This is a genomic window from Chitinophagales bacterium (assembly GCA_016787225.1).
Lineage (GTDB): Bacteria > Bacteroidota > Bacteroidia > Chitinophagales > JADJOU01 > CHPMRC01.
Genome location: JAEUUY010000018.1, coordinates 1 through 12,050 on the forward strand (window position 1 = coordinate 1; position 12,050 = coordinate 12,050).

The window sequence follows — 12,050 nt, forward strand, 5'->3', positions numbered from 1 at the left end:
ATATTATTGGAAGCTGTTTTTACTTCTCTAATTTTCAACATAATTTACCTTAGTGCGACAAATGCCGCACTAAGGTAAATGTAAAACATTTGATATCAATACATTAAGAAAAATTGAAACTTTAAGTGGACAAGTCAGGAGGGGATTAAATCACCATTTTAAACATAGGTCTTGCTCACCGGAGTTATGTTAGCTCTATTTTGTCAAAAGACGATTGTTTTCTTAAAATTTGGGTTAAACGATGAAATTCGTAAAAAATCACCCCACAACAAAATTAATTCTGCTATGGGGTGACTGCATGGAGAGGTTAATAACGCTATTTCTTCACAATTCTATTGTAGAAGATAATTTCATTAGATTCGTCTAAAATTCTCAAATGATATATTCCCGCAGGGTATTTATCCATGTCTATATTGATGTCATCCAGACTTGTTTTCCAATGAATCTTATCCATACTTCTACCAAGAATATCGATAATTTCTATTTCAGTATTATTAAGTTGAATACTAGAATTTGCTGATATTAGTAAGGATCCTGAGGTAGGATTAGGATATACTTTGATGTCGCCTTTCAAAATAGATTGAATACTGGATGGATTGCATCTTTTATCTATGAGGTGAAATGAATCCAGTGCTTCACAACCCCAGTTCAAATCTTTCACCTTCATATACATGGCTAGAGGTCCTGATGTAAGAACTGGTGTGGTCAATGATGTAGGACCAGGGACAAAACCTCCAGAGTTAATCGGCGAACCTCCTAAACCACTATATCCATACCAGAAGAAATTATAATTACCACTTCCATTGGCTCCATAAGCGGTTAATATAACATCGCCTGTACCTACTCCATCTACCTTGGTGATTACGAGTTTAAAATTAGTACAGCGAGCATCTGCAACTGTGTTAGGAACACAACCAAAAATATCATTATACCAATCTGTGCCCGATGTGTCTCTACATCCAGTGACATTATCTGTGACTATGCAATAGCATGGTGAAGCACCCGCATAGTTAATACCAACAAACTGTAATACCCCTGCTAGATTGTACCAGCGATAGGTGTAGAGACCACTGCCTCCAGTAGCAAAGGCTGTTCGAGTTCTGTCGCCTGCTATAGCGCAGTCATCTTTTATATTGACATTGACAAAGAGATTATGGCAGTATTCGCACGGGTTATCCGATTGTTTGCGCTCTACAATGACCTTCTTTGTAAATTTCACGTAACAGGTATCCTTCTGGGTAGCCGTATGGATAAATCTCATTACATTAATACAAGCATAGTAGGTGCCGCTGGTAAAGTAGTTCCAGCTAGCTGTAGCCATACCCATCGTTGTCATATCCACAATGCCATCACAATCAAAATCCCATTGAACCACATCACTAGCTAGCAAGCCTGCAGGAGGTGTGAATACGAGAATAGGAGAAGTGGCATAGTTTACTCCAATGGTCTTATTTTTCATACTATCGAGAAAATCATTGCAGCATGAATCTTTGATACATGGTGGACATATGCTATCACATTTCTTTACGAATACGGTATAGACGTCTGAAGTATCTTTACACCCAAAGTTATTAGTGACGATTACTTGAATATTGTGGCTGCCGAGACTAATAGAACTCATATATAAATAAGAGCCTGGTATAGTAATAACGCCATCTACAAGCCATACAATGGAAGGGTATTGACTAGGATTTGGTGGAAATCCGAGTGTGTTTGCGAGAGGAATATATAAATGAGCGGTATCACACATGGTGTCGCAACCTCTCGGGTAGAGTTCCAAATTGGGTTTAGGATTGATAGTGACAAAATTAGAAGAACTGCTACATCCCATTGAGTCTATTGTTACCGAATAAGTGCCTGGACTGCTTACACTGATAGTAGGGGTAGTGGCACCTGTTGACCAGACATAATTATACAATAAAGGATTGTTTGGTGTAGGCGTTAATGTCACGATATTTCCTTCACATATAGGTCCTCCCGGAGCTATTGTGACTGTAGGTGAATTCTGCAAGTATATACAAACGGTATCGGATTTTGAACAGCCTGTAGAGGTATCAAGAACAGTTAAATATATTTGATGGAATCCTAAACTAGCACCGGAAGCTACGGAAATATAGGTTGGATTAGAATTAGCATTGAAGAAACTTATATTGGTAGGGTCGTCAGAAGTCCATGAATATAAATAGTTGGAGTTAGCTATAGAAGCTGCACTTACTCCACCAGCGCCTCCAAACAAGCAGACTGTTTGACCTTGATTGAAGGTGAATTTTATTTTTGGTAGGGGCTTCACGACTACCGTTACTATGTTTGAGTTTGAACTACAACCGTTGCCATCTGTACCTCTCACATAATATTGCCCAGTATTAGAAAATGGTCTTGGGTTTATATTCGGAGGACCTAAGGATGTATTATCGGCATTGAACCATAAGTAAGAACTAAGCGAAGTAGGGCTTGCAGAAAGATTTACAAAACCTCCCTTACAGATCGACGTATCTTTTAACAGTTTGACTGCAGGCAAGGTGTCTATAATTATTGTAGTCGTATTGGAGTCTTTGCACCCTAAGTTGTTTATGGTTACTAATTTTATGGTAAATGTAGAACCTAATGTTGTGTTCCACGCGTGTTGAGTAGGTGCCATATTCGAGGTAGTTCCGTCTCCCCATGTCCAAGTAAATACTGAGAAATTGCTAGGAGCAGGCGTTGTGGTAATACCAGAGACCATACTTCCTTTACATGCTCTAACTGGCACTCCTGTGATTGTTACTGCAGAGCTTGGGGTCGTGATGGCTTGTGTAATGGTATTGGTACAGCCTCCTACGGTTACCGTTAAAGTAATGTTTCCATTCCCTGTAGCAAAAGTAGGATTAGATGTAGTCGATGTCAACGAAGTTCCTGCACCAGCAGTCCATGAGAAACTACTTATGCTATGTCCAGCTAAAAGTTGTGTAGTATTAAAGAGACTATCGCCAGTGCAAACTTGTTTAATGCGAAAGTTGGGAACAAAGGTGACAGTATCTAATTTGCATCGCACCTGACTACAAAAACCTGGACTCGTAACCGTAACACAAACATTGTATACGCCTGGTAAAGTATAAGTATGTGAGCTTGGATTTCCTGAACCTGTGTTTCCATCTCCATAAGACCATGCATAGGTAGTACCAACTGGTGGTGCAGTAGAGGTAGTTACGGTAAAGGTTTTTCCAGAACCTACACAGCTACTCGTTAGATTAGTTAAGGCATAGGTAGGTGGTGTACAACCTCCACCGCCACCCGAACCACAAGCAGTATCTATATTTAGAGTATTAGAAGTGACCGTGCACCCTGCTCCGTAGGTGACTACAAGATAATAATTACCTATAAAAGTAGTCGACGTATTAAAAATAGAAGATGTAGCTCCTCCTATAGCAGTAGGTGCGGCATTATTTGATGCAGGTCCATACCATTGATAGGTAACTCCTGTGCCCATACTCAAGGCTGAGTAGAAATTTATAACAGGAAGTGCTCCGCAAAATCGATTTAGTGGCGTAGTAATGTTGAGTGCAGGTGGTGCAGGAATTGCCACATTAAAGCCGCCTCTTTTATAGCACCCCGTAGGCTTACATGACCAATAACCATTGGATGTAACGGTTACAGTTTGTGTAGTAAGCAATGGCTGCAGTACTCCATTTAGATACCAAGCATAAGGCGAAGCTCCTGCTATACTCGAACTAATAATAGCATTATTGCATCCATAGCTGACTAAATTCACCGAAGTAGGGGCAGCACTAGTGACCGCTATGTTTATAGAACTAGTACCTGAGCAAGTAGTCACACTAAGGCTATGTCCTCCCGAGGTATTTCCTGCCCACATGATAGTGACCGTGTTTGCTGTTTGTGATACTATAGACCCATATAATGGTGTAAAATTATAAGAGGGCAGGCCCGCAGGTGTGACGGTATAAGTGACAATATCATCTTCACAGGCTGTCAAAGGTCCTGTAATACTTGGAGCTAAGAAAGTATCTACCGTAAAAGTTAGTGTATTGGAAAGACATGGAGTCTGTTGATTCACCGTTAAGGTGCCTGGCTTCATCCACTTCACCGTGACGATACTATCTTCGTTAGCCATAATGGTATTTCCCGCACCTGTAATATTCCATGTAAATGGGCTACTCGGCACGGTAGAAGACACATTATAAACCATTAAAGTTCCCGGACATACGGTATCATTTAACGCATTAAGTGTAGTCAGGACTGGATTAGGGAGAATATTAATAATCGTCAAATCGCTCGAATTGCAGAAAAGAAGAGGATTAACTGGAGTAGCAGAAATGGTGTGTACCCCTGGATTAAGCGCAAGTATGCTGATACAATTTAGACTGGAAAAGGTAGCAACAGTAATACCTGCAGAATCGATTGTCCAATTAGCACTTCCATTGGCACAAATTGTGGTCGGAGTATTATCACATATAGGACCCGGAGGGGCAAAAATCTTAAATCTATTTTTTACATCAATCGTATCCTTGGCTACTCCACCACATTTTTTCAATGAGTCATAATAGGTAAACTGAATAATGTATTGTCCAGGAATAGGACCGGAGTTAATATTAATAGTATTGGTATTAAACGTATTTGTTCCGAATGGAATAGAAGCCATGGCTCCTAAATTTGTTAAACTAACACTATAATACGACCCTGGCAAGACCGGAATACTATGAGTGTTTACAGAATTTACACAAACTGGGTTAGGGCCAGAAACAGGGAGATTTGGGAATATAACCGGGGCAATAATAGTAGTAGAGGCAGGGCAGCCGCCACTGCAGGTTAGAGGTACTGTTAAGGTCACACTAGGAGTACCTAAAAATGCGGGATTCCATATAATTTGGACAGGATTACCTCCAGGATTCAGTATAGTGCCTGATCCAGCTGGTATGGACCACGTAAGAGGTGTACATGTCGAAGAAGTCGAGAATCTAGTGGTATCTCCAGCAGATGCACAGAAAGAGCCTTTGCAACCCACTAAATTAATGTCGGGTCCTGTGCCAGCTTTTACTAAAAAAGTATCACAAAAAAAGTCAGAACAGCCTATACATTTATTCCCCCCTGCACTTCCTTGTCCAGTGGAATTGGTAACGGTAAGGCATACAATATAGGTCCCAGCAGCAGCATAGGTATGGGTGAGGGTGTTATTCGTACCATTATAGGTGGAACCATCTCCAAAATCCCACGAATAAACATTTCCTCCTACCGAAGTATTAGTAAAACTGACAGGCATTCCCAGACAAACTGAGTCTGGCGCTGTAAAACTAGCGTTGGGGGCATCGACCATACAAAATTCTTGCATAATAGAATCTTTACAAAGCCCTCCAGGACCTGTAATTACTACTTTGATATAGCCAGAACTACCTGTACCCCATGTGATCACCATAGGATTACCAGTAGGAGTGGCTGGTGTTCCACCTACTACCGTCCAACTATATGTATATCCTCCTAAGGCAGGAAGAACAGTATATTTAGTAGCAGCACCTTTACATGCTTTGATGGGTTCTCTGTTCGGTGTACTAGACCTACATGCAGTAGAATCAGAACAGATGTCAGGAAAATTGATTTTGAACTTAGGACAGCAAGTAAATTGAGCTTCTGCTTGAATTGTCATGGATAGTAAAAAAATAAGCATGCATCGTTTTACTAATATTTCAGAGGTTAATTGTAAATTTCTCATAAGCTTAATATTTAGTTATAAATTACCTATCCCAAATATCTTGCCAAAGTTTACATTATTTAAAATAAAAGATTAAAACTTTTACAAATAATTGTACGACCATAAACATATGTGCCTAAATAACAAACAATTATCATGAAAAATCAAAAAAACCTGAATCTGTAAAAAAATTAATCAAAAAATTTAACCCACAAGAATAATTAGTATAATGATGATTGATATTCTATAATTTAGGTCAAACTTTAACTCTTTTTGTTCTGATAGTGGTTTAAATATTATACTTACCCTACCCTTGATTCGCCCAATTCTCTCTGTCCAAACTACGATAATGAATAGCTTCAGCGAGATGTTCGACTTTAATTTCTTCACTTTGGGCGAGGTCAGCAATTGTGCGTGATACTTTTAAAATTCTATCATAGGCACGAGCGGAGAGGTTGAGTTTTTCCATAGCTCGCTTCAATAGATTGCGACCGGCATCGGAGATTTGACATATTTCTTGTACTTCTTTACCGCCCATTTGCGCATTGGAGTGGAGACCTTGAATGTCCTTGAATCGCTCTTGTTGAATGTCGCGCGCCTTCATCACGCGCTCTCTTACATTGGTGCTTTTCTCAGATTTTACTTCGGAAATGAGTTCGTTGAAATTCACAGGAACAACCTCTACATGCAGGTCGATTCTATCTAAAAGAGGACCTGAAATTTTATTTAAGTATTTCTGGACTGCACCGGGTGGACAGACACATTCTTTTTCAGGGTGATTGTAGTAGCCGCAAGGGCACAGTTGTGTACACTTGTTGTCACTTTCAACTAAAAGGCTGTAAACCCTTATCCGCAGAAGAATTAGCTATTCCCATAACCCTAGGGGAGCATTTACGAAAGGTAAGAATACAAAGAAAGTTATCACAATCACAGGTAGCAAAGATTATAGGTGTTTCTACTAATACAATAACTTTTTGGGAGAAAAATAGGAATCATCCAACTGAAAAGTTTGCTTCTAAAATCATCCAGTTCATAGGATATTTCCCTTTTGAGTGGAAAGATGAAAGTCTCCAAACCAAGGTAAGTTATGCGAGGATGGTTTCAGGAAATACTTTGAAGCATATGGGAAAGGAAATTGGAGTTGATAGCTCTACTATTTACAAAATCTTCAACGGTAAATCCAAACCTCAAGATGAAACATTAGAAAAAATTCAAAAGTATGTATTGTCTCATCTAGATTCAGAAATATTGAGTGATCAAAGTTATCATTTATGCATATGAAAATGAGTTTTTTAATTCTCTATACATTCAATTTTGTGATTCACATCACAGTTTCATGCAAATGAATTATTAATTAACTAATCCTTTATAAATTTGCGGAAAATAATAAACTAAAGAAGTCTTGTTCTCAAAAACCTGTGAATATGCTCTCAGAGCCTTAGTGATAATAGCCAAGGGCTCGCTAAATGGCGATTATGTCAAGCAGAAGGATATTACACGAATGCTAGGTTCCCCTGAAGCCTTTACCGCCAAAGTAGTACAGCAATTATCCAAAAATAGTTTTGTACAGGCAGCAAAGGGTCCGTTTGGTGGCTATTTTATACCTGTAGAGATCATGAAAAAATTGAATGTAATTGAAATTGTCAAGGTTTTTGATGGAGCCGATACGCTTAACAAGTGCATTCTAGGCTTGTCTGAGTGTCCAGGGAAAAATCCATGTGCTTTTCATGATAAATATGTACAGATTAGAGAGAGATTGAATAAAGAGCTATTGAATTGTAGCTTATACGATGTCGTTGTAAAAAATAAATCTATTATTTAAAAAAAATTAACCACATTTGCGATATTCCTATCGTAAAATCGTATATAAAAAAACTCTAAAATTAATTCAGTATGAGAAAAAGAAATTTAATTCCAATCATTGCATTTGCAATACTCGTAGTCGCTAGCTGTGGCGAGAAGAAAAAATCAAAAGATGATTTCAAATTAGACGAATCTTCACTGTCCCCATTGGATACCAAAATAGCCAATGGTAAAAAAGTTTATGAGAAAACCTGCCAAGCCTGTCATCAAGCAGACGGAAAAGGTGTAGAAAATACATTTCCTCCTTTGGCTAGTTCAGACTTCTTTGCTACAGATAAGCTAAAAATGGTAGCCAATATAGTCAATGGATTAGAGGGCGAAATTACCGTCAATGGTAAAAAATATAATACTCCTATGCCCAAGCAAGTAGTAACAGATGAAGAAGCTGCCGATGTAGCTACTTATGTCCTTAATTCATTTGGCAATGGCGGAGGTGAAGTGAGTGTAGAAGAGGTATTAAGTGTAAAAAAATAAAAAATTTCACATTTAAATTTTTAAAAAATGAACAAGCTATTTTCAAATTTATTCAATACTATTCTTATAGGTAGTGCCTTATTGTTGGTCAACTGCAATAGCAAAAATGATGGACTAGAAACAATTAAAGGTGAGGAAATTGCAGTATTGACAGACGCTCCCAATGTACCTCCCCCAATTACTCGTACACACGCTACCAAAGTCATTGTCAATCTCGAAGTTATAGAGAAGGATATGGAAATGATGGATGGTGTGAAGTACAACTACTGGACGTATGGAGGCGATGTGCCAGGTAAATTTATTCGTGTAAGACAAGGCGACTTGGTGGAGTTTCACCTAAAAAATCACCCAAACAACAAACTCCCTCACAATATTGATTTGCACGCAGTTACTGGTCAAGGAGGAGGAGCGGGAGCTACTTTTACAGCACCAGGTCACGAAACCAAATTTACATTTACTGCATTGAATGAAGGACTTTATGTCTATCACTGTGCTACAGCACCTGTGGGAATGCACATAGCCAATGGTATGTATGGACTTATCTTGGTAGAGCCGAAAAAAGGATTGCCAAAAGTGGATAAAGAGTTTTATGTGATGCAAGGGGACTTTTATACCAAAGGAGCTTATGGCGAGTCTGGGACTCAACCATTCTCTATGGAAAAAGCGCTCAAAGAGCAACCAGACTATGTTGTATTCAATGGTCACGTAGGAGCCATAGCAGGCGACAAATCACTTAAAGCCAAAGCTGGGGAAACAGTGAGACTATTTGTAGGAAATGGTGGACCTAACTTGGTATCTAGCTTCCACGTAATCGGTGAGATTTTCGATAATGTCAATCGTGAAGGGGGTTCACAACAAGACCATAATGTTCAGACAACGCTAGTGCCAGCAGGCGGCTCCGCTATTACAGAATTTAAACTGGATGTCCCTTCAAACTACATTCTTGTAGACCATTCTATATTCAGAACGTTCAATAAAGGTTCATTAGGAATGCTCAAAGTAGAAGGTGAAGAAAATAAAAATATCTATTCAGGTCAGCAAGATGATAGAGTGTATTTGCCAGAAGGTGGTGCTATACAAGAAATGCCAGAGACAGCCAAAGCGGCAGAGAAACCATTGACAAAAGATGAGAAAATAGCGATGGGCAAATCTCTCTACGCTAGCACTTGTCAAGCATGTCACCAAGCAGATGGAAAGGGAATCCCAGGTTCATTCCCTCCGTTAGCTGGTTCAGATTATTTCGCAAGTGATGCCAATAAGCTAACCGCTGCCATTAAAAATGGAGTTTCAGGAAAAATAACTGTCAATGGAAAACAGTATGATGGAATAATGCCAAAACAAAGTTTAAGTGATAAACAAATTTCTGCTGTAGCTACTTATATTCTAAACAATTTTGGCAATAAAGGAGGCGAAAAATAATAGAGGTAAGTTTCAAATGACTAAACCATTTTTCATTTTTATATTTAGTTTATTTGTTTTTAAAATTTCAGCACAGACCAAATTAGTTGTAATAGAGGGCGGTATATACCGCCCTCTATACTCTCTCGACACGCAGAGGATTGTGGTCAAAAAATTTTCATTAGATAATTTTCAAGTGTCCAATGCAGAGTTTTTAACCTTCGTCAAGAAAAATGCCGAATGGAAAAAGTCAAAAGCAAAAAAAATATTTATAGACCAAGGATATTTAGGTCAATGGACGACGGATACAAGTTTTTCTGATTCCTTAGCGAATCAACCTGTCGTAAATGTATCCTGGTTTGCCGCTACGAAATATTGTGAATGTCAGGGAAAAAGATTAGCGACTACGGCAGAGTGGGAATTAGCAGCACAAGCAAACGAAACAAATAAAGATGGATATAAAGACAAGCGGTTCAATCAATGGCTGCTCGACTGGGTCGCCAAGCCACAACCTATCAATAGACGCAAACGAGGGAGTACATTTAAAAATGTATATGGAGTCTATGATATGCATGGATTGGTTTGGGAATGGACGAGTGACTTCAATAGTGCTTTGACTACTGGCGAATCAAGAGAAAACGGAGGATTGGATAAGTCCAAATTTTGCGGAGGCGGTTCGTTTTCGTCCAAAGATGTGCGGAACTATGCCGCATTTATGCGATATGCGATGCGTTCAAGTTTGAAAGCGAAATACTGTGTAGCTAATTTAGGATTTCGATGTGCCAAATAAAATTGTTATAACTTTTAAAAATTAAAAAATTATGTTATCTAAATCACAAGCAAGATGGTTCTTTGTTATAGGGACAATATTCTTTTCAGGAGTATTTCTATGGCTGACTGTAGATACTATCAATACTGTTCCGAGTCAGACCAATGCTAGCAATATTACTCCTGCGGTCAATCGTGGAAAAGTGATATGGGAAAAAAATAATTGTATGGGATGTCATACGATATTCGGCGAAGGTGCATACTATGCCCCTGAACTTACAAAAGCATACGAAAGAAGAGGTGAAGGATATATCAAGGCAGCATTAATGTCCAAAACTCCTTGGAGTCCTCGTGGCAGAAAAATGGTGGCTTATGGTATGACCGAAGAAGAAGCAAACGATGTCGTTGCATTTCTCAAATGGGCTGGTGAGGCAGACCTCAATGGTTTTCCAGCTAAACCTACCTTAAACGCCAGTAAATAATTTATTCATTTAAAAACGATATTAAAATGAAATTCAAGTCACAAAAATTAGCATATTATTTTTTCGCTACCTGTATGCTTCTATTGAGTTTGCAGCTCGCATACGGATTTATTATGGGTTTTGCCCATATGGGTTTTGACAATCTTCACGATTATATTCCCTTCAATACCGCTCGTGCCGTGCATACTAATCTTTTGGTCGTATGGCTATTAACCGGCTTTATGGGAGCAGCTTATTTTATCATACCCGATGAGACCAATAGAGAATTGTATTCCGTCAAATTGGGCTTTATTCAATTATTGTCTCTTATTGTAGTCGGAGTCATAGCAGTCATTGGCTTTCATTTCAACTGGTGGGAAGGAAGAAAATTTTTAGAAATCCCTCGCCCTTTAGACTTTTTAGTTGTAGTCAATGTATTGACATTTTTGTTCAATATCGGTATGACTTTGTATAAAGCGGAGCGAACTTCTACCACGAGTTTGGTTATCTACACGGGGTTAGTAGCGGCTGCTTTACTTTATCTACCAGGGATGATTTATTTTGAAAATCAGACGATGGATTCTTATTTCAGATGGTGGGTTGTTCACCTTTGGGTTGAAGGTGTTTGGGAATTGATTATGGGAGGTATTCTTGCATATTTATTAATCAAATTGACAGGTGTAGATAGAGAGGTAATCGAGAAGTGGCTCTATGTCATAGTCGGCTTGACTTTCTTATCTGGAATTTTAGGCACAGGTCACCATTATTATTATATCGGTACACCGAAATATTGGTTGATTGTAGGAGGCATATTTTCTGCATTAGAACCTTTGGCATTTTTAGGAATGGCGCTGTTTGCTGTGACCATGTATCGTCGAAGCGGTAGAGAGCACCCCAATAAAATTGCTTTGATGTGGACGATTGGATGCGCCATTATGTCTTTTGTAGGTGCGGGTTTCTTGGGTTTTGCTCATACTTTGCCTAGTGTAAATATGTACACACACGGCACATTAGTTACTGCTATGCACGGACACCTTGCCTTCTGGGGAGCTTATGCGATGATAGTATTGGCGATTATCAGCTATGCGATGCCGCTAATGACTGGTAGAAAAAATTATAACAGTCTATATGGCACGCTGGCATTTTGGATATCCAATATCGGAATGATAGGTATGACTGGGGCTTTTGCAGTAGCAGGTATAGCACAGGTCTATTTAGAGAGAAAATCTGGAATGGATTTCACTTTAGTTCAACAAGAAATAGAGCCTCATTTTTTAGGTTTGATCCTAGCCGCTACTTTATTTACAATTGGTATCATACTTTATATTATAGACTTTTCAAGATATGGACGGCCCAATGATGAAGCGATTGTTTCGGCTTCTGATGTATCGGCAAATTAATTCTGA

The 12,050-nt window shown here is 38.9% G+C and carries 9 protein-coding genes; 7 read left to right on the forward strand and 2 right to left on the reverse strand.

Annotated features, from left to right (window positions below; translation table 11 throughout):
* Positions 1 to 316: 316 nt before the first annotated feature.
* Both JNL75_05805 and JNL75_05810 read right to left on the reverse strand, forming a co-directional pair.
* Positions 317 to 5,701 (reverse strand): PKD domain-containing protein, encoded by a 5,385-nt coding sequence (locus JNL75_05805; protein MBL7789332.1) that lies wholly within the window; start codon positions 5,699 to 5,701, stop codon positions 317 to 319.
* A gap of 286 nt (positions 5,702 to 5,987) precedes the next feature.
* Entirely contained in the window at positions 5,988 to 6,542 is a 555-nt protein-coding gene (locus tag JNL75_05810; GenBank protein MBL7789333.1) for an ATP-binding protein, read from the reverse strand.
* On the opposite strand from JNL75_05810, the gene JNL75_05815 reads away from it, so the two are divergent.
* The 7 genes from JNL75_05815 (at position 6,431) to JNL75_05845 (ending at position 12,044) form a co-directional block, all read left to right on the forward strand.
* Positions 6,431 to 6,961, forward strand: coding sequence for a helix-turn-helix transcriptional regulator (locus tag JNL75_05815; protein ID MBL7789334.1), 531 nt, complete (start codon positions 6,431 to 6,433; stop codon positions 6,959 to 6,961). The two genes, JNL75_05810 and JNL75_05815, sit on opposite strands and share 112 nt — an antisense overlap.
* A 121-nt stretch (positions 6,962 to 7,082) precedes the next feature.
* Positions 7,083 to 7,502 carry an Rrf2 family transcriptional regulator gene (locus tag JNL75_05820; protein ID MBL7789335.1) on the forward strand — a complete coding sequence of 140 codons (420 nt, stop codon included), beginning with the start codon at positions 7,083 to 7,085 and terminating at the stop codon, positions 7,500 to 7,502.
* A gap of 71 nt (positions 7,503 to 7,573) precedes the next feature.
* Positions 7,574 to 8,017, forward strand: coding sequence for a cytochrome c (locus tag JNL75_05825; protein ID MBL7789336.1), 444 nt, complete (start codon positions 7,574 to 7,576; stop codon positions 8,015 to 8,017).
* A gap of 27 nt (positions 8,018 to 8,044) precedes the next feature.
* The gene (gene nirK, locus JNL75_05830; GenBank protein MBL7789337.1) at positions 8,045 to 9,436 is read left to right on the forward strand and encodes a nitrite reductase, copper-containing; all 1,392 of its coding nucleotides are present in this window, start codon (positions 8,045 to 8,047) and stop codon (positions 9,434 to 9,436) included.
* On the forward strand, positions 9,411 to 10,205 hold the full coding sequence (locus JNL75_05835; protein ID MBL7789338.1) for a formylglycine-generating enzyme family protein: 795 nt from the start codon (positions 9,411 to 9,413) through the stop codon (positions 10,203 to 10,205). Before nirK ends, JNL75_05835 begins: the two co-directional genes overlap by 26 nt.
* A gap of 31 nt (positions 10,206 to 10,236) precedes the next feature.
* Positions 10,237 to 10,665 carry a cytochrome c gene (locus JNL75_05840; GenBank protein MBL7789339.1) on the forward strand — a complete coding sequence of 143 codons (429 nt, stop codon included), beginning with the start codon at positions 10,237 to 10,239 and terminating at the stop codon, positions 10,663 to 10,665.
* Positions 10,666 to 10,691: 26 nt separating this feature from the next.
* Complete coding sequence (locus JNL75_05845; protein MBL7789340.1) at positions 10,692 to 12,044, forward strand: cbb3-type cytochrome c oxidase subunit I; 1,353 nt, start codon at positions 10,692 to 10,694, stop codon at positions 12,042 to 12,044.
* Positions 12,045 to 12,050 lie beyond the last annotated feature (6 nt).

Coding starts and splice junctions, on each gene's coding strand:
- JNL75_05805 (MBL7789332.1), bottom strand. CDS start 5,701: ATGAGAAATTTACAATTAACCTCTGAAATATTAGTAAAACGATGCATG.
- JNL75_05825 (MBL7789336.1), top strand. CDS start 7,574: ATGAGAAAAAGAAATTTAATTCCAATCATTGCATTTGCAATACTCGTA.
- nirK (MBL7789337.1), top strand. CDS start 8,045: ATGAACAAGCTATTTTCAAATTTATTCAATACTATTCTTATAGGTAGT.
- JNL75_05840 (MBL7789339.1), top strand. CDS start 10,237: ATGTTATCTAAATCACAAGCAAGATGGTTCTTTGTTATAGGGACAATA.
- JNL75_05845 (MBL7789340.1), top strand. CDS start 10,692: ATGAAATTCAAGTCACAAAAATTAGCATATTATTTTTTCGCTACCTGT.